We start from the raw sequence: 18675 nt of genomic DNA, 5'->3' as shown, positions 1-18675 counted from the left end.
GCTCGCTCAATTGGAATTCTTTGTATTTGTCGCATTATACGGAAAATCCCAGGTACCTTCAAAGTGAATGTTTCTGTCTCCAAAACCAGTTTTGAATATGTAAAGCCCGGCCATTGGATTTTCTTTGCGCTGTATTAACGTAAATTTCGTGCCATTTTTTTAATTCTTCAAAAAGTTTTGGACTTGAACAGTTGTAAATTAAAAAATCAATTTTTTCTTTGTAGGCACGGCGGATTGAATTTCTAGTCTGCTGTCTCATATTCATAAGAAGCCGTTCTGGCGGAAGCCTTAAATTTATTACGACTGAATCTGCTGGAAGAAAATTCCTAAATGCCTTGCGCAAATTGTGTGTCTGGGTACCGTAGTTCATTTTAAGTTCAAGTAGTTCTGGGCGAAGATTTTCAGGCTGTTCAAAACTGCTCCAGAGAAGGTCGTAGCGCAAAAAAACAATGTTTTTCGGAAGCTCTTTTTGTAAGGCAATGCGAGTTCTTCGAGAATCTGACTTTGCCTGTCTTTTGAAATTGAAAGTGAGGGTGCTTTTGGAATGTATGCGTAAGGGATTCCGTTGGTTTTTCTGAGCAAAACTAAAAGCGAAAAGTTGATTTCGTCGCTTTGTTCATTGCTTTTAAAAATTACGTTGAAATAAACTGGAGTTTGTCCAGTCAGGTCTTTTATCTTTCCCCAAAAATGTGTTTGAAAAAGATTGTCCGTTGTGGACAGGGTTGAAGGATCGGCTTTGTTGACGTAAATCATGCTTAAACAATAGAGTTCAAACTAAATGTCTGCAAGATTTACGTCTGTTTGCCGTCCTAGTAGGCTAGGTCTTAGTTTAAAAATTTCTTTACTGTTTCGGCGATTTTGTCATCTTTGCAGTCTTTGAAGAAGAGTTCGCTGAATTTTTCGCCAGCAAATGCTCCTTTTACGAGGTCTTTGTCGAGAGATTCGAGAATTTCTGTAAATGGTTTGAATGCAACTTCGCGTACTCCATCCAGAATTTTTTTGTTGCGCTGTTCTGGAACTGCGCGTTCTTTTGGATAACCGCCGCCGAAACTTTCTGAAAAGAGTTTTTCAAAAATATATTCGAGGTTTAAATCTCCGCCCCAGCCAAAACCGAGCGCAAATGGAAGTGAAATTGCGTTTCCGTCGTTAATCTGTGCAAAAGTGTAGGCATCGAGAGGGCTTGCAACATGTCCGCAGATTACGCCAGGAAAACTGTTAAGAGCGAGCATTGCTCCTTCGCCAGTGCCACAGCCTGTTACGACAAAATCAGCTGCCTTTGAGTTGAGGAGTGTTGCTGCCAGGATTCCGTTCTGAACGTAAGTGAGCTGTGCTTTGTCATCTGCACTGTACATTCCGTAGTTTACGACTTCAAAACCGTGTGTGTCGGCAACTTTTTTGAGCGCATTAAAAATAACTGCGTTTTTTGCAGCCTGAGAATTTTCGTTGATAAGAGCAATTTTCATATTGAACCTCACAATTTTTTTATAACAGATTGAGTTTAACAAAAAAAATGGAAAATTTCATCAAAAGGGCAGGAATTTTGTAATTTTAATTTTGAGGCAAAGGTTGGAGCTGCGAAAAGCGTCCGGCTTTGAACTGAACTCCAAAAGCCGCCCCCTATTTTAAAAATTTTTCTTTTATCTGCTCGAGATTTTCGCACTTTAGTTCCTGAGCACGAGCAAATTCTTGTTCGGCAAGGTCTTTTTGATTGTTTTTTAAATATGCTACTCCGAGATAGGCGTGGATTACGGCGATTTTTGGTGCGAATTCTGCGCCTTTTTTTAGGCTTTCGATCGATTTTTCGAGGGATTTTCCTTCTTCGAGGTAGAGCATGCCCAAACTTGCCCAGCCTTCGCCTTTTTGTTCATTCATTTTGATGGCGTTTTTGTAGGCTTCTTCGGCTTTTTGATAATTTTTTAAGGTTTGCCAATCCATTCCGAGTGTGACGTAATTCCGGTAATCTGGTTTTTTTTCGAGAGATTTTTCCATCCAGATTGCCGCGTTTTCAAAATCTTCTTGTGCCGAATAAATGTTTGAAATAAAGGCAAAAATCAGTTCGTCGGAATAGCGGGTCTGTTTTTCGAGAGCCTCGTTAAAAAGTTCGAGGGCCTGGTCGTATTTGCCGGCTCCGTAAGCGGTTACTGCCTGCTGTACGCTTGAATCTCCAGGTTTTGTGCACGAAAAAAATAAAACTGAACTTAAAAGAACAGTGCTTGAAACAAAAATCTTTCTTAATTTTTTTAACATAAGGTAAGAATAACAGTTTTGCAATTGTAAAATCAACATCAGCCATTTATAATTGAATAAAATGACTAATCTGTTACCAATTGCCAGTGGAAAAGGCGGTGTCGGAAAAAGTTCCTATGCTGTAAACCTTGCGACAGTTCTGGCTCAAAAAGGAAAAAATGTTATTCTTGCGGATTTGGATTTTGGCGGAGCGAATTTGCATACTTTGCTCGGCTTAAAAAACAATCACGCCGGTCTTGGCAATTTTATTTATCGTCAGACCGAAGACTTTTCTTCTCTTTTGCAAGAAACGCAGATTCCTGGTTTAAGTTTTATTGCTGGCGACTGCATGTATCCAGGAACTGCAAATATGGACAATTCGTCAAAACGCAGAATTATAAAGGCTCTTAACGCTCAGGATGCAGATTATGTAATTTTGGATTTGGGAGCCGGAACAACTTACAACACTTTGGACTTTTTCCTGCTTACATATAATTCGCTTTTGGTAACAACGCCTGAATTGACTTCAATTTTGAATGCGTACAGTTTTTTGAAGGCGGCGGTTTTCCGTTTCTTTATGAGGCAGTTTAAAGCAAAGAGTCCGGAAAGGGAATTTATAAACGGATATTTAAAAAGTGCGGAAACTGGAAGTGATGCGGAACTTGTTGAACTTGTCAAAAAAATCTGCAAAAATTTTCCAGAAACAGGAAAATCTGCAAAAACAGAACTTTTAAAATATAGACCGCAGATAATATTTAACCAAGGTCAAAATTCTGCCGATTTAGAAATGGCAAAGAGATTGCGCTCGCTTATTCAAAAAAAACTTGGTATAAATATGGATTTTGTCGGTTTTTTGCCAAAAGACGAACAGGTGAGTTTTTCGATTGCCTTGAGAAAGCCTCTGGCACTTGCAAATCCAGGTTCTGGTTTTGTGAGGGGAATTGAAACTTCTGCGGAAAGAATTATGATTCACTCTTACAGATACAACGAACTTAATGGGTTTGAAGCCGATGATATTTCTAAAGACAGGGATTTAAAGATTCTTGATAAAGAATTTACAACTGCACTAGCAGAAGAATAGATGCTGATGCGACAATTTTAATGGGAGTAAGACAAATGGATTTACAACTTATTTTGGATTCAGTAAAGGAAACCAGCGATTTATCTCAAAAATATTTTTTGGATCTGGGAAATCTATTTCCATCACTTTTGAACAAAGAAATAAGTCCGTCGCTTAGAAATTTACAGGCGGTTATTAAAAGACTAGGCGAAAATAACGAAAAATCAACTGCATCTGAAAAAGAAGTTTTTGACAATTCTCAAGATAAATATAAACCTTTTCTTGATCAGCTTAATAGCAAAATAGAAACGCTTTCGGAACTTGACAAATTTATTGCCGGCGTAAAAGAAGATTCTGAACAAATGGAACTTATTGCCTTGAATGCAATGGTAATTTCGATAAAATCTGGCGAAAAAGGTCAGGCATTCAGCCGTATTACCGAAAATTTGCAACGTCTTTCCAACGACATGTTCCAATATTCTGACCAGCTTTTAGCGGAAGAAAAACAGCTTATCGAACACATCAATAAACTTAAGGATATTTTTTCTGGAATTTTGACTTCGCAGGAAAATGTTTCGACGAGCGGAAATGCAGGTTCGCAGGGAATTGAATCAATCATCAGTTCGATTTCTGTTCCTCTTTCGACAATGGACGGTGACCTTGAGTTGATTTATCCTCCGATTCAAAAAGCAATGGAAAATTTGCAGCTTCAAGATATTATTCGCCAGGGACTTGAACACGTGACAGCCTGCCTTCAAGAAGTAAAAACTCAGACGGAAGTTTCTGGAAGCGATGAAGAACTTGATTCGGTTTGCTTTAATATTGCGCTTTACGAACTTTGCGTTGATGTTTTGAACGACATTATAAATTACGTTTCAAAAGGTTTTGTTGAGTTTGACGAAAACTGGAGCGATGTGACAGAAAAGCTTGAATCAATTAAATCTCAGAAAAACAATTTTTCAACGCGTTTTTTGGACGAAACTTCTGGCAGCGGAGAAAATGTTGCAATGCGACTTTCTGCGGTAGTCGGCAGGTTTAAGGAGATGATGGACGGGTTTAACAGTTATCATCTTGTTCAGAAAGATTTGCTCCATGTAACTCAGAGCATAAACGAAAAAGCGCGCACAATGTACACGGTTTTTGGAAACCTTCGTCCTGTTATGAGCAGGCTTCATCACGTGCGCATTTTGCAACAGATTGAAGTTGCCAAAAACGAAGCAATAAAACAGGTAAAAGATTCTGTAACGGACATGGATAACTTGATAAACTCTTCAAACTTGTCGCTCGACTCTATGGAAAAACTTTTATCTGTATTTATCCACGAAGCATCGAATCTTCTTGTTGAATTTAACAATTCGATTACAAAAGACAATCAGAGCATGTTGGATTTGCGCAGAGAAAAGGCTGAATTTTTTGATGAACTTCAGATTACGCAGAAAAATCTTTATGAAATAATTGCTCATTTTGACGTTTTCCCAGAAGGTTTTGACGAAAAATGCAGACTCGTGGCGGAAGATCTTTCTGGAATAAATAATCTGAACCTTAAATTAAAAAAATGTCGCGACGATTTGTCTGAACAGGTAAAAGACCTTTTGTCTGTACGTTCAAGACTCTTTGCAGCAAAAAATATTTCTGAATGGAATATAAAAAATTCAAAATTCAGCGAGATTATAAATCACTTTACGATTACGGCTCATAAAGAAGCAGCTGGAAAAATCGGCGGTTTTGAAATTGAACATGGAGCAGAGCAAGGAGAAATTACTTTCTTCTAATTTTACATGAATCGCTATTTTGATCTTCATTTTAATAGAAATATTGTTACTCTTTATCCAGGAGAATACTGGTCTTCGACAGGTCCTGAAATGATTTCCTCTGTTTTGGGGTCGTGTGTGAGCATTGCCCTTTTTGATCCGATTGCAAAAGTCGGTGGAATGAATCATTTTATGCTGGCAAGGGACACTAATCTGGATATTGACGGTTCTCAGGACAGACTTTTGGGTCGTTTTGGAGAATACGCGGTCGAAATGCTTGTTGCCGACATGGAAAGCAAAGGCGCGTCGTTAAAAAGGTGTTTTGCAAAAGTGTTTGGCGGTGGAAATATATTTAATTCTTCTGAACCTCAGAACGGAAAATCTCTTGTCGGAACTGCAAATGTTGATTTTGCATTCGAATACTTAAAATCTCACAATGTCAAAATAAAAAGTGCTGACACTGGCGGAACTTTGCCACGGAAGATTTTTTTTGATCCAATCAACGCAAAAGTATTTTTAAAACACATAGATTCGCATAATCCAGACGATGAAGATTTTATAAAATCCAAAGAGCAAAAATATCTGGAATATCTTGCAGAATTAAACCGGCTTTCAAAAGGCCTGTAGTTTTTAACTAAAAATTGGCTTTTTTTAAAACTTCTTCAAACGCTTTTTCGACGTCGGCTTCGATATATGAGAGAATTTTTTCCGGGTTTAAAATCAAAATAAAAGATTCTCCACGGCGCGCAACCGATTTTACAAAATCCTGACCTTCGTTTATTCCATAATCTTTTGAGTCGGCCTGAATTATGTTGAGTCTGCTTACAATATCAACTTTGTCGGCAAGAATTCCAAGCAAGACTGGTTTTTCGTTTTTTTGAGGAATTTCCATTATGATTACCTGCGTTCCCGTTAAATCGTCAGAAACTTCAAAACCGAATAATTTACGCAAATCGACAATTGAAACTACTCCGCCACGCACATTCATCACGCCTTTTAAATAAGGCAGGGAATTTGGAATTGAAGTGATTGTTTCAAATTCAAAAACTTCTTTTACATATTTGACTGGAAGCGAAAACATTTCATCTTTTAAATTGAACGAAAAAAAGGGCTCTGTAGAAAAATGGCTTTCATTCATAATTTGACGTCTCCTAAAACTGACGATAGAATTATTATACAAGAGAATTTACAAAATTTGAAATTTTTAAAATTCACTTTAAAATGACAGAAATTGCTTTTGGGGAACTTGGTTTGGCTGCAAAAAAAGAAAAAAAATCAAATATCATAAAATGGACGGAAACTGCTGGAATTGAATCTGCAGAAAAGCTTAAAGTTGAACTGCAAAAAGCAATTGATGAAAATCCACTTGTTTTAATCGATCTGAGCGAGCTTGAAGACATTGACCTTACGGGAATCCAGTTGATTTTGGCTGCAAAAAAAGAAGCCGACGCCCAGAAGAAAAATTTTTTGTTAAAGAGCGACATTCCTCCTGCAATTTTAGAATATGTTTGTGGTTGCGGAGTTTCTTTTGAAGATTTAATCGACAAAACAGAATCAAAATCGGAGGAAAGTAAAAATGCTTGAACAAATAAGCTCAGTTTTTCTTGAAGAAGCAAATGAACTTTTGGACAATCTCGAAGAACAACTTTTGACGCTTGAGGAAAATCCTACCGATTCAGAAACAGTCAGCGCTGTTTTTAGGGCGATGCACACGATAAAAGGCTCGTCGGCAATGTTCGGATTTAATGCAATTTCTGAATTTACGCACGAAGCCGAGTCTGCAATGGACCAGGTTCGAAACGGAATTGTTCCTGTTTCAAATGAACTTATAGATTTGCTTCTTAAAGCCCGCGATCATATCCGCTTTATGCTCGATGCCGGACAAGAAATTACGCCAGAAATAACGCAGACTTCGCAAACTTTAATTCTTGCTTTTAAAACCTATGTTGCCAGAAATGGCGGAACTGTTTCGGAAGACGCTGCAAATTTAACTGGAAATTCTTCTCAAAATCAAAATCCTGCCGCAAAAACAAAAGAACAAGATTCAACGTACAGAATAAAATTCAGACCAAGCAAAAAAATTTTGCAGAACGGAACGCGCCCTGAACTTTTGGTCAAAGAACTTTCAGAAATGGGAAATGCGACCGTGGTTTCTTTTTATGATTCTTTGCCAGAACTTTCAAAACTTAACGCAGAAGAATGTTATTTTTCTTGGGATATAATTCTTACAACGCAAAAAACGGAAAACGATATTAAAGATGTTTTTATTTTTTTGGACAATGAATCTTCATTCACCGTCGAAAAAATCGAATTAAATCCAGAAGAAAACCACAGAATCGGCGAAATTCTCATTGATAGAAACGATATTTCTAAAAACCAGATTGATTCGGTTATGCAGGAACACAAGCAGCTTGGGCAGATTCTCGTAGAAAAGCAGCTTGTTTCTAACCAGCAGATTAAGTCAGCTTTGGCAGAACAGCAGCATTTTAAGGCGATGAACGGCGAAACTCCTGTTTCAGGCTCATCATCTTCTCAGAGTTCAATCCGTGTAAGTTCTGAAAAACTGGATTCTCTCGTAGACTTGATCGGCGAACTTGTAACTTTTAATGCGCGACTTGAACAACTTGCAATAGAAAAAGATTTGCCTGTTTTAAAAAATTTGAGTGAACAGAGTTCTCGACTTGCGGTTTCTTTGCGCGACACTTCCCTCGAAATCCGGATGCTGCCGATTGGAACGCTTTTTACAAGATTCCGGCGTACAGTTCGAGATCTTGCAGAACAGCTCGGAAAACAGATCGATTTGGTTATTGAAGGAGCAGAAACTGAACTTGATAAGACTGTTGTCGAAAAACTCAATGATCCGCTTATTCATTTAATTCGAAATTCCGTAGATCACGGAATTGAACTTCCTGTTGAAAGAATTGCAAACAAAAAAGCTCCAAAAGGAACTGTAACTCTTTCGGCAAAGCATCAGACGGGAGCAGTTGTAATCACTGTTTCGGACGATGGAAAAGGCCTGGACAAGGATGCAATCAGAAAAAAAGCGATAGAAAAAAAACTGATTTTGGAAGACGAGAAAATTTCTGAATCGGAAATTTTTCATTTTATTTTTCAGCCAGGATTTTCGACTGCAAAACAGGTTTCAAATGTTTCTGGCCGTGGCGTTGGCCTTGACGTTGTAAAAAAAGACGTGCTTTCGCTTGGAGGTTCAATTTCGATTGAATCAGAACCGAACAAAGGTACAAGTTTTATTCTAAAAATTCCGCTTACGCTTGCAATTATCGACGGAATGCTCACTCAAGTAGGAAACACAAAGTACATAATTCCAGTGAATACGATTTCTGAGTGTCTTTTCTTTGAGCAGGCTGGCAAAAAAAACGAAACTCTCTTTCCTCATACTCTTGTTCACGGAAAAGACGTTCCTTGTATTGACTTGCGGAAATTTTTTAAGATTCCAGAATCTTATTTACAAAAAAAAGAAGTTGTCACAATAAATTCTCAGGAAGGGCAGGTTGGAATTATTGTCGATAAAATTTTGGGAAGCCACCAGACTGTAATCAAACCTCTTGGAAAACTTTATCAGAATTGTCTTGGAATAAGCAATTCTACGATTTTGGGAGACGGTTCTGTAGCTCTTATTCTCGATGTCTATAAACTGGCGGATTTAGTCAATTCAAAAGAAGCAGGAAAAAAATAATGTGTGAAATTGGTTTTTTTTCTCCTGCAGCGTTGACGGATTCTCAGTTCCACAAACTTTCTAGCTTTATTCACACAAATGTTGGAATAAAAATGCCGGACGAAAAACGGCTTATGGTTCAATCTCGCCTTACAAGTCGCTTAAAAAGCCTGAAAATGGACAATTTTGACGACTACTTAAAACTTGCATTTTCAAACACTCCGGAAGGAAGCGAAGAAATTGCTCGTATGATAAATGCGGTTACGACGAACCTTACAAATTTTTTTAGGGAAAATGTGCATTTTGAGTATTTAACGAATGTTGTTCTTCCTGAACTTGCCAAAAAAAACGAAAAAAAAATTGAATTGTGGTCGGCAGGCTGTTCAAGCGGACAGGAACCTTACACGCTTTCTATTGTTATGCAAGAATTTATGAGGAAAAATCCCGAAAAAATCGAAGATTATTCGATTCTTGCCACGGATATTTCGTCAAAAGTCTTGGATAAGGCGGTTGATGCGGTTTATCCAATGTCGGAAGTAGAAAGTTTGAGTTATGATTTAAAAAAACGATATTTTTTAAAAAGCAAAGATTTAACAAATCCTTGTGTGCGCTTAAAACCGCAAATTCGTGAAAAAGTTGTTTTTGAAAGGCTGAATTTTATGGATTCGGTTTATCCAAAAACTACTCAAAAAAACGCAATTTTCTGCCGGAATGTGTTGATTTATTTTGATAAAGCAACTCAGGAGAGCGTAATCCGCAAACTTTTGCAGCATTTGGTTCCGGGAGGATATTTATTTCTTGGACATTCGGAGACGATTTTTGGAATGGAATTGCCGTTAAAAACGGTTGGACCGACAATTTTTAAAAAAGAGTAAAAAAGACAGTCTTAAATTCGGTTCTGTGAATAAGTGCAGAATTTGAATTTTTGCCTGACAAAAAACGGACAAAAAAAATGATTATAAAAGTTTTGATAATTGATGACTCTTCGCTCGTACGACAGACATTATCGCAGGTTCTCGAAACAGACCCGGAAATTCGTGTAATTGGAACTGCCACAGATCCGATTGTTGCTGTTCACATGCTTCAAAATGAACGTCCTGACGTAATAATTTCTGACATTGAAATGGCCCGGATGGATGGACTTACTTTTTTGCGAAAGATGAATGAAACAATTGATCCGATACCAATCGTAATCTGTTCTGCTCTCGTAAAAAACAATTCTCCAGAAGAGTTAAAAGCCTATGATCTTGGCGCATGCGAAGTTATTCTAAAACCGTCTTTTCAAACAAAACAGTTTCTTGAAGAGTCAAAAATTCGTCTTTGCGATGCAGTCAAATCTGCGTACAGTTGCACTGGAAAAATTAAGCAACTGATTCCTTCGCAGGCCGTAGCACATTCTTTGGCAGCAAAAATTCCTTCTGTTCAAAAAAAAGAAGATTCTAGTCTTGCACAAAACGATATTCAAAGGCGGATTATTGAACCAAAATATACTGCCGACGTGATTATGAAAAAGCCCGATACTCAGATTGCAAATTCTCTTGGAATTTCTGAGCCCGTTGTCGTAGTTGGCGCGAGTACAGGTGGAACAGAAGCCTTAAAAGATTTTTTTGGCGCTTTGCCAGAAGATTGTCCGGGAATGGTCGTTGTCCAGCACATGCCTGAACATTTTACACAGGCTTTTGCCGAAAGACTGAACAGACTTTCTAAAGTCACCATAAAAGAAGCGGCAAACGGCGATGTTGTAAAAACTGGAACGGTTTTGATTGCCCCAGGAAACAGTCATCTGCTTTTAAAGCGTGAAGGAAATTCATATTTTGTGGAAATAAAAGCTGGTCCTCTCGTGACAAGGCACCGGCCTTCAGTCGATGTTCTTTTTCGTTCTGCTGCGCGATATGCTGGAAAAAATGCAATCGGAGTAATAATGACCGGAATGGGGGATGACGGTTCTCACGGAATGAAGGAAATGCACGACGCTGGAGCGTACAATATTGCCCAGGACGAAAAAACAAGCATTGTCTGGGGAATGCCAGGCGAAGCCGTAAAAGCGGGGGCTGTCGATAAGGTGTTACCTTTGGACAAAATTGCGGAAGAAGTCTGCACAAAAGCAAAAATTATGCAGATGAATTTTAACCATATAAAAACGTGTTATTAAAACAGAAAATGATAATTAAATGGTAAAATATAAATAATTTGTTTTACAACTTGGAGGAGAACTATCTATGCTGAAAAAAATTCTTGCTGTTGATGATTCAGTTTCTATAAGAAAGAGTATTTCTTTTATTTTGGGTCAAGAAGGCTATGAAATTGTAGAAGCCGAGGACGGAGTTGACGGACTGGCAAAAGCAAAGACTGATAAATTCAATTTAATCATTACAGATATAAATATGCCGAATATGGATGGAATTGAGTTTACAAAAGAACTCAGAAAGACCGATGGTTATAAGTTTACACCGATAATCGCCCTTACGACAGAAAATCAGTCGTCAAAAATGGAAGAAGGCAAGGCTGCGGGAGCGACTGGCTGGATTGTAAAACCATTTACTTCAGAAAAACTTATTGCCATTGTTAAAAAAATAATTGGATAGAAAATATCTTTTAGTGAGAGGTCTTTATGAAAAGTATTCGTCATGCAGTTACTGGATTTGTTGCGCTTGTTTCTTTGTTTTTAGGAATTTCGTTAGCTGGAATTTCAATATTTTTTGCCAGCGACGCAGTAGATATTACAACCAATCATGGAATAAGCAATCTTATTCATACGACAAAAGAACTTGCAGTTAAAGAGATTCAGGCAAATCTTGATGTTGTAAATGCGCTTGCAAGTCGCGAAGATTTACGCTCAAACCTCTCTATAAAAGAAAAGGCGCTTGTTTTAAAAGGCACTGAAAAGAATTTTTATGGAGCAAATTATTTTGTTCTGGCAGATAAAGACGGACACGGATACACATCGAACGGAAACAGATGCGAAATTCGTGAACGCGAATATTTTAAACAGGCAATAAACGGAAAATCTGCAGTTGACGGTCCTGTAATTGCAAAAACGACAGGAGCACTTGCGCTTTATTTTGCAGTTCCTCTGCGTGACGAAAATGACAATATTTCTGGAATCCTTGCAATGAAGACAGATACGAGTCTTTTGGACGATTTTACAGAAGATATGGATTTTGTTAATGGCACAGAGTCTTTTATAATTAGCAAAAAAGATGGAATTTTGATTGCAAATACAATTGCGGCGGCAAAAGGCAGAAATTCGACTTTTGAAGCGCTCTCAATGGAAAATAATATTTTTAAAAACCTTGCTGGTATTAGCAAAAAGATGATGAATGGTGAATCCCGCATTGAAAAAATAAAATTCTACGGACAAAAGTATTACACTGCATATTCTTCAATTGGAAATGAGGAAATTTCGACAGACTGGGCATTTGCGATTATGGTTCCAGAAAAAGCATTTATGAGTTCTGTCGACATGATGAAAATTCTTATGCTTGCAGTAACTTTGATTTTTATTGTAGGTTCAGTGATTATTTCATGGATTTATGCCTCATCAATTTCAAAACCTCTCAATAGCATACGTGACGCGCTTTCAAGCATTTCTGGCGGAGATCTTATAATAAAAAAAGAAGATTTAAAGCTTGTTGAAAAACTCAAAAAACGTAAAGATGAACTTGGCGATATGACCTTTGCGCTCTCAAACATGGTTACCTCGCTTATAAAAACGATTCAGTCTGTCCGTGAATCCGCAATGAATGTTCGTGCAGGCGGTGAACAGCTTTCTTCTTCGAGCCAGGCTGTTTCTTCCGGGGCAAGCGAACAGGCCGCTTCTACCGAAGAAATGAGCGCAACAATGGAGCAGATGACAAGCAATATCCGTCAGACAGCGGACAACGCGGCAAAAACAAGCCAGATTGCTGCAAAAACGAATGCAGACAGCGAGGCAGGTGGCCTTGCCGTAAATGAGGCTGTAGAAGCTGTAAAAACAATTTCTGAAAAAATCGGCGTAATCGAAGACATTGCCGGACAGACAAACATGCTTGCTCTTAACGCTGCAATCGAAGCTGCCAGAGCAGGAGATGCAGGTAAAGGATTTGCGGTTGTTGCAAGCGAAGTTAGAAAACTTGCAGAACGAACACAGGCATCTGCCGCAGAAATCAGTAAAATTTCTATTCATACATTGGCAACAGCAGAAAATGCAGGACAAATGATAGGCGGACTTGTTCCTTCAATCGAAGAAACTTCAATGCTTATTCAGGAAATTGCAACTGCAAGCCGTGAACAGGATAACGGAGCTCAGCAGGTTTCTACGGCAATTGTTCAGCTTGACAGCGTTGTTCAGCAAAATGCAAGTGCCGCCGAAGAAATGGCTGCTATGGCGGAAGAACTCAGTTCCGAAGCTCATAAACTTGTTCAGACAATTGCATTCTTTAAAACACCAGATGAATTTAATCAGAATGTGGCAGAAAACGAAGAAATGCTAAAAAATTCTTTAGAAAAACCAGAAGAAACAAAAAAACAGGAAAAAGAAGAAAAAACTGAACTTAAAAAGCCTGTTGAAAAAAAGGAAGTTGAAGAAAAAGTTCAAAAAAAAGAAGAAAAAACTTCTGAAAAACCGAAAAACAATCCGATTTCGGGAACTGTTGTTCGAAAAACAACTGCCGATTTAATTAAAGACGCAGATTTTGAGGAATTTTAAACGCAAATGAAAAATTCATTTTTAACGTTTTTGTTAGATTCAAATATTTGCGCAGTAGAAATTACAAATGTTCTCGAAGTTTTGAATTATGGAAATTTTACGATAATGCCTGGTGCAAAAAATTATATTGAAGGACTGATTTATTCTCGCGAACAGGGAATTTCAGTTATCAATTTGCGAAAAAAATTTAGTTTAAAAGAAAAAGAGCCGGACAAAAGCACAAAAATTATCGTTATTTCTGTAAAAAAGCAGGAAGGCGAGAGCGAAAAAATAACGCTTTACGGTTTGGTTGCCGACAAAGTTTTGGATGTACAGAATCTTGAAGAAGACGAGGAAGTTGAGACAAAGTGCAAATGTTCAATCCCTAGAGAAAATATAAAAAAAGTCTTGAAGTTTGAAGATAAAAATATTTTTGTTCTTGGTCTTGAAGATTTGTAAATAATTTGTCAGAATTCAACAGACGCTTTTTTAAAGCGAAATAATTTTGTTAAATATGACGGCGTAATTTTATTGACCTTACAAAGTCATTTTTATATCTTTAAAGTATTACTTATTGGAGGCTATAAAAAAATGGCAAAAGCATTTGAAATGAAAGACTTTGACCTTACTGGCAAAGTGGCTTGGGTTACAGGCGCTTCTTATGGCATCGGTTTTGCAATTGCAAAAGCATTCCATGCTGCTGGCGCAAAAATCGTTTTTAACGACCGTGGACAGGAACAGCTTGATAAAGGTTTTGCAAACTACAAAGAAAACGGAATGAACGATGTACACGGATATATCTGTGATGTTACAAAAGAAGATCAGGTTATCGAAACTGTTAAAAAAATCGAAAAAGATGTTGGCGTTGTAGATATTCTTGTAAACAATGCTGGTATCATCAAGAGAATTCCAATGACAGAAATGTCAGCAGAAGACTTCCGCGCTGTAATCGATGTAGACCTTAACGCTCCATTCATCGTTTCAAAAGCAGTAATTCCTGGAATGATTAAAAAGGGACACGGAAAAATCATCAATATCTGTTCAATGATGTCAGAACTTGGACGCGAAACTGTATCTGCTTATGCAGCTGCAAAGGGCGGACTTAAAATGCTTACAAAGAACATTTGTTCTGAATACGGTGCAGACAACATCCAGTGTAATGGAATTGGACCTGGATACATTGCAACTCCACAGACTGCACCACTTCGCGAAAAACAGGCAGACGGTTCACGTCATCCATTTGACCAGTTTATTTGCGGACGCACACCGGCAGGACGCTGGCTCGACCCAGAAGAACTTGCAGGTCCAGCAGTATTCTTGGCTTCTGATGCATCAAACGCAGTAAACGGACACATCTTGTACGTTGACGGCGGTATTCTTGCATATATCGGAAAACAGCCTAAATAAGCAATAATGCAATGATTTGAAAAAGCACTCCTTCAATTGGAGTGCTTTTTTTTATGAAAAACGAATACAAAACAGGCGTTTTATGCGTTAGCGATTGTAGTGGTTGCCTGCAAGTGCGCAGCACCGGAGGCGCGGTAGACGCCGTAGCCACGGAAAGCGCGGCCTGTGTGTTTTTTAGTGTGGGATTGTGTTTTTTTTATGTTTTTTGCCGCCACTTGCTGGCGGACAATGACGTTTTTGCTGTTTTTGTACGGCTGAAGGAAACGCCCAAAATAAAAAAAAGCGACAGATTTATTATCCATCGCTTTTTAGAAAAATTATGTTTTGTGTTTGCAGACAACTAGCGGCCAGCTAAACTTCTTCGGCGCTGCTTTTAAAGCAGGCAATGCCTTCCGCCATGTATTTTTCGCGGAGTTTTTGGCAGATTGCGATTATTTTTTCGGCCTCTTCTTCCTGGCAGTAAATTATGTACATTATGTTGAGCTGCGGCCAGATTGCGTCTCCGAGGCGTGGGTTTGAATAGCCGGCTCCCATTACGTTTGCAAGTTTTGTGTAACGGGCTGCGACTTTCTGCTCTTTAAATTCTTCCCTAAAGTCTTCTTCGAGCGCCTGGGAAGTAATTATTTCCAGCCGTGTCAATTTTCCGGCGTGTTTTCTGATATTTTCGATATATGACATTTTATTCTCCATAAAGACCTCCTCTCCGACTTTTTGTTTTATTTGTTGCCGGATTGTTTTTCTTCAATCGCCTTTTGCTTTGCGACTTTTTTTGCCGCTTTTTTAAGCCGGCGACTATTAAAGATATAGTAAATTGACGGCATTATAAAGAGCGTCATTAACGAACCGAATGTCATTCCTCCAAATACTGTGAGCGAGATTGGCTGCATTGAAGATGAACCTTCTCCTGGGAAGAACGCCATTGGAGCAAGCGAGATTACGGTTGTCAATGTTGACATAAGTATTGGACGCAGACGGTTGCGTGCAGCCTGAATACAAGCTTCTTCGAGTTCGTAGCCACGTTTTCTAAGAAGGTTTGTGTAGTCAACAAGAACGATACCGTTGTTTACGATTGTTCCGACAAGAACCAGAACGCCCATGATTGTAATTACGTTGAGCTGGTTTCCAGTGAGCGCATAAATTGTCATTACACCGATAAACGACAATGGAATTGTAAGAATTACAATGAACGGGTCGAGCATTGATTCAAACTGCGATGCCATTACAACGAATACGAGGAAGGCCGCGAGAATGATTACAAGTCCGAAGTTTACAACTGCTTCCATCATGTCTTCGAGGTCGCCGGAATAACTGATAATTACGCCGTCTTCTTTTGTAATGTTCTGTTCGATAAGTTTTACAACTTCTTTTTGAACGTCGCCGATTGAAAGTCCTTCGTTTGGTTTTGCTGTTACGTGAATGATTCGCGACTGGTTTTCGCGGAAAATTGTAACTGGAGCAGTTGATTCTTCATAATGCGCAAAACTTGAAAGAGGAATTCTCTTTCCGCTTGAAGTTACCATTGAAATTGAGTCGAGATCGCCAAGACGTTCGCGGTCTTTTTCCGAAACGCGGACAACAACATCAATATCGTCTCCGTTTTTTGTAAAGCGGCTTGCGGTTTTTCCGTTGATTACGCCTGCAATTTCAGAGCCGACTGTATAAACATTAAGACCGAATTCCTGCATTCTGTCGCGGTCAAAAATAATATTTGCCTGCGGAAGTCCATCTTCGAGGTCTGAATCTACTTCGCTTACCCAGTCTTTTCCTTTTTCTTCGAGAACTTTGCGAACTTGACGAGAAGTTTCCATTACAAGATCCAGGTCGTCTGATTTAATGTTTACAGATACACCAGAAGAACTTGAAGCGCTGTTTGCGTTTGCGGCAAAACTCAAGGTTGCTCCCGGGAACATTGTAAAGTATTTTCTGAGTTTTGCTTTTGCTGTTTTTTCGTTGTCGTATCCTGGCAGACGGTCTTTTGGTTCGTATAAACTGAATGTTACTGAACCTGTGTTTGTTTCTGATGATGAAGAAATCATGCTCGTTCCGCCGACTGTCACGCTTGAATATTTAATGCCTTTTAAGTCTTCGAGAGCCATTGTTTCGAATTCGCGGATAACATCTTCCGTAATTGAAAGTTTTGTTCCTTGTGCAAGTTTAAAATCTACTTCAACACTGTTTGCTGCAGATGGCGGCATAAAGACGAAGCCGACGAGTTTAATTGCGCCCATTGAAACAAAGAAGAGAACAACAATTGCTGCAATGAATGTTTTTCTGTGGTGAAGAACGAAGGCAACTCCTGCCGCATATTTTTCATCAAGTTTGTCGAAGAAGTTGTTAAAAGCTTTGTTTACCGCATAAGCAAAACCTCTTCCTTCGTTTCTTGTTCCGCCGACTTTTGATACATATTTTGAACACAAAACTGGAACCAAGGCAATGGCAACGATAAGAGAAGACATGAGTGAGAAAATGATTGTGTATGCCAAATCGTTGAACATCTGACCCATCATGCCCAATTTTTTCTGGAAAATGAGCATTGGAAGGAAGATACAAACTGAAGTCAAGGTTGAACCCATAATTGAAGTAACCATTTCCTGGGAACCGAGAATTGCCGCAACCTTTGGTTTTGCATCACGCTGAATATAAGAATAAATATTTTCGAGAACTACAATCGAGTTATCTACAAGCATACCGATACCGAGCAAAAGACCGGCCATCGAAATCATATTGATTGTAATTCCTTTTAAGTACATACAAACGAGTGTAATCAAAACTGAAAGCGGGATTGAAAGTCCTACAATCAAGGTTGATTTTAAGCTGCGAAGGAAGATGAAAAGAACTGCAATTGCGAGCAAAGCACCCTGAATTACCGAACTTACAACTTCGTTAATTGTCTGAGAGATGATGTCTACAGTGTTTGAAGTTTCGAGAATCTCAACGTCAGCAGGAAGTTCCGCCTGAATTTTTGAGAGCTGTTTGCGTACGTTTTTTGCAGCCTGAACAGAGTTTTTGCCTGACTGTTTTGTAAGCATAATCATTACACAAGGACTGCCGTCAAGGTAAGCAAGTGTAGATTCGTCTTTGTAGCCTTCGTAAACATCTGCAATGTCACGGAGGCGGATTGTACGAACTTCGTAGTCTGAGCCTGCTTTATAAGAGATTACAGTGTTTTTAAGGTCTTCGATACTTTTGTATTTACCGTCGTTTTTAATTGTGTAATTTATATCGCCAGAAGTGATTGTACCGCCGGAAGACTGAATGTTCTGAACTCCAATCATCTGCGCAACTGTGCTGATTGTAAGTCCATAGGCTTCGAGACGGTCGCGTGGAATGTCTACGTTGATTGATTCTTCCCGTCCGCCAGAAACTGTTGCGGAAGCAATTCCGTCAAGCTGTTCAAGGCGCGGTTTGATTACGTCTTCGGCCATTGTTCTCAATTCTTCTGGAGTACGGTTTCCACGAACTGCCAGATTCAAAATCGGCATCATTGAAGGATCCATTTTGATTGTAATAGGTGAATCGGCGTCATCTGGCAAATAACCGCGCACCATATCAATTTTATCCCGGACATCTCCACCTGCGGCGTCAAGGTTTGTGCCGTAATTGAATTCGAGGAATACGATAGAAAGTCCTGACATTGAGCGGGACTGCATCTTTTTTAAGCCCGAAAGACCGGAAAGGGAAGTTTCGAGGGTTGAGGTAACACTTTGTTCAACTTCTTCCGGACCTGCATTGTCGTAAGAAGTAAATACAATCATGTACGGCAAATCCATTTCTGGGAACATATCAATTGGAAGCTGTGTTGTACAGAAAATTCCAAGAATAACTGCCAGTACAAAAAGAAGCTGGGTTGTTACGGGTTTATTTACACACTTTTCAGAAAATGTCATAT

General features: G+C 38.8%; 19 protein-coding genes. 12 read left to right on the top strand and 7 right to left on the bottom strand.

Features of this window, described 5'->3' with window-relative positions; genetic code table 11:
* Nucleotides 1-58: 58 nt before the first annotated feature.
* From ACT6XC_RS04685 to ACT6XC_RS04670, 4 genes are all read right to left on the bottom strand, one after another.
* On the bottom strand, nucleotides 59-370 hold the full coding sequence (locus tag ACT6XC_RS04685) for a hypothetical protein (RefSeq protein ID WP_443740971.1): 312 nt from the start codon (nucleotides 368-370) through the stop codon (nucleotides 59-61).
* Nucleotides 367-753, bottom strand: coding sequence for a hypothetical protein (locus tag ACT6XC_RS04680; RefSeq protein WP_443740970.1), 387 nt, complete (start codon nucleotides 751-753; stop codon nucleotides 367-369). Before ACT6XC_RS04680 ends, ACT6XC_RS04685 begins: the two co-directional genes overlap by 4 nt.
* A 71-nt stretch (nucleotides 754-824) precedes the next feature.
* Complete coding sequence (locus ACT6XC_RS04675) at nucleotides 825-1463, bottom strand: RpiB/LacA/LacB family sugar-phosphate isomerase (RefSeq protein ID WP_443740969.1); 639 nt, start codon at nucleotides 1461-1463, stop codon at nucleotides 825-827.
* Nucleotides 1464-1617: 154 nt separating this feature from the next.
* Nucleotides 1618-2247, bottom strand: coding sequence for a tetratricopeptide repeat protein (locus ACT6XC_RS04670; protein ID WP_443738022.1), 630 nt, complete (start codon nucleotides 2245-2247; stop codon nucleotides 1618-1620).
* 61 nt (nucleotides 2248-2308) lie between these two features.
* On the opposite strand from ACT6XC_RS04670, the gene ACT6XC_RS04665 reads away from it, so the two are divergent.
* The 3 genes from ACT6XC_RS04665 to ACT6XC_RS04655 are packed head-to-tail and all read left to right on the top strand — an operon-like array spanning nucleotide 2309 to nucleotide 5664.
* The gene (locus tag ACT6XC_RS04665) at nucleotides 2309-3307 is read left to right on the top strand and encodes a P-loop NTPase (protein ID WP_443740968.1); all 999 of its coding nucleotides are present in this window, start codon (nucleotides 2309-2311) and stop codon (nucleotides 3305-3307) included.
* Between the two features lie 35 nt (nucleotides 3308-3342).
* A complete protein-coding gene (locus ACT6XC_RS04660; RefSeq protein WP_443740967.1) occupies nucleotides 3343-5058 on the top strand; it encodes a hypothetical protein in 1716 nt (571 codons plus the stop codon).
* Between the two features lie 6 nt (nucleotides 5059-5064).
* The gene (locus ACT6XC_RS04655) at nucleotides 5065-5664 is read left to right on the top strand and encodes a chemotaxis protein CheD (RefSeq protein ID WP_443740966.1); all 600 of its coding nucleotides are present in this window, start codon (nucleotides 5065-5067) and stop codon (nucleotides 5662-5664) included.
* Between the two features lie 7 nt (nucleotides 5665-5671).
* Here ACT6XC_RS04655 and ACT6XC_RS04650 read toward each other — a convergent pair whose 3' ends face one another.
* Nucleotides 5672-6175 (bottom strand): chemotaxis protein CheW, encoded by a 504-nt coding sequence (locus tag ACT6XC_RS04650; RefSeq protein WP_443740965.1) that lies wholly within the window; start codon nucleotides 6173-6175, stop codon nucleotides 5672-5674.
* A gap of 83 nt (nucleotides 6176-6258) precedes the next feature.
* On the opposite strand from ACT6XC_RS04650, the gene ACT6XC_RS04645 reads away from it, so the two are divergent.
* The 9 genes from ACT6XC_RS04645 to ACT6XC_RS04605 all read left to right on the top strand — a co-directional run bounded on the left by ACT6XC_RS04645 (nucleotide 6259) and on the right by ACT6XC_RS04605 (nucleotide 15130).
* Nucleotides 6259-6621, top strand: coding sequence for an STAS domain-containing protein (locus ACT6XC_RS04645; protein WP_443738017.1), 363 nt, complete (start codon nucleotides 6259-6261; stop codon nucleotides 6619-6621).
* A complete protein-coding gene (locus ACT6XC_RS04640) occupies nucleotides 6614-8734 on the top strand; it encodes a chemotaxis protein CheA (protein WP_443740964.1) in 2121 nt (706 codons plus the stop codon). Before ACT6XC_RS04645 ends, ACT6XC_RS04640 begins: the two co-directional genes overlap by 8 nt.
* Nucleotides 8734-9588, top strand: coding sequence for a CheR family methyltransferase (locus ACT6XC_RS04635; protein ID WP_443740963.1), 855 nt, complete (start codon nucleotides 8734-8736; stop codon nucleotides 9586-9588). Before ACT6XC_RS04640 ends, ACT6XC_RS04635 begins: the two co-directional genes overlap by 1 nt.
* Nucleotides 9589-9665: 77 nt before the next feature.
* The gene (locus tag ACT6XC_RS04630) at nucleotides 9666-10865 is read left to right on the top strand and encodes a protein-glutamate methylesterase/protein-glutamine glutaminase (protein WP_443740962.1); all 1200 of its coding nucleotides are present in this window, start codon (nucleotides 9666-9668) and stop codon (nucleotides 10863-10865) included.
* Nucleotides 10866-10932: 67 nt separating this feature from the next.
* A complete protein-coding gene (locus ACT6XC_RS04625; protein WP_443738013.1) occupies nucleotides 10933-11298 on the top strand; it encodes a response regulator in 366 nt (121 codons plus the stop codon).
* Between the two features lie 26 nt (nucleotides 11299-11324).
* On the top strand, nucleotides 11325-13400 hold the full coding sequence (locus ACT6XC_RS04620) for a methyl-accepting chemotaxis protein (RefSeq protein WP_443740961.1): 2076 nt from the start codon (nucleotides 11325-11327) through the stop codon (nucleotides 13398-13400).
* Between the two features lie 6 nt (nucleotides 13401-13406).
* Complete coding sequence (locus ACT6XC_RS04615) at nucleotides 13407-13838, top strand: chemotaxis protein CheW (RefSeq protein WP_443740960.1); 432 nt, start codon at nucleotides 13407-13409, stop codon at nucleotides 13836-13838.
* Between the two features lie 132 nt (nucleotides 13839-13970).
* Nucleotides 13971-14786 carry a gluconate 5-dehydrogenase gene (locus tag ACT6XC_RS04610; protein ID WP_443738010.1) on the top strand — a complete coding sequence of 272 codons (816 nt, stop codon included), beginning with the start codon at nucleotides 13971-13973 and terminating at the stop codon, nucleotides 14784-14786.
* Nucleotides 14787-14839: 53 nt separating this feature from the next.
* Complete coding sequence (locus tag ACT6XC_RS04605) at nucleotides 14840-15130, top strand: hypothetical protein (RefSeq protein ID WP_443740959.1); 291 nt, start codon at nucleotides 14840-14842, stop codon at nucleotides 15128-15130.
* A 7-nt stretch (nucleotides 15131-15137) separates the two neighbouring features.
* On the opposite strand, the gene ACT6XC_RS04600 is transcribed toward ACT6XC_RS04605, so the two are convergent.
* Both ACT6XC_RS04600 and ACT6XC_RS04595 read right to left on the bottom strand, forming a co-directional pair.
* Nucleotides 15138-15476 carry a PG0541 family transporter-associated protein gene (locus ACT6XC_RS04600; protein WP_277075150.1) on the bottom strand — a complete coding sequence of 113 codons (339 nt, stop codon included), beginning with the start codon at nucleotides 15474-15476 and terminating at the stop codon, nucleotides 15138-15140.
* Between the two features lie 26 nt (nucleotides 15477-15502).
* Nucleotides 15503-18673: an efflux RND transporter permease subunit gene (locus tag ACT6XC_RS04595; RefSeq protein ID WP_443740957.1), complete on the bottom strand. Its 3171-nt coding sequence runs from the start codon at nucleotides 18671-18673 to the stop codon at nucleotides 15503-15505.
* Nucleotides 18674-18675 lie beyond the last annotated feature (2 nt).

Source organism: Treponema berlinense (genome assembly GCF_052273165.1).
GTDB classification, from domain to species: Bacteria; Spirochaetota; Spirochaetia; order Treponematales; family Treponemataceae; genus Treponema_D; species Treponema_D berlinense_A.
Note: the sequence above shows the minus strand (reverse complement) of the source record. Positions and strands in the feature narration are given on the sequence as shown.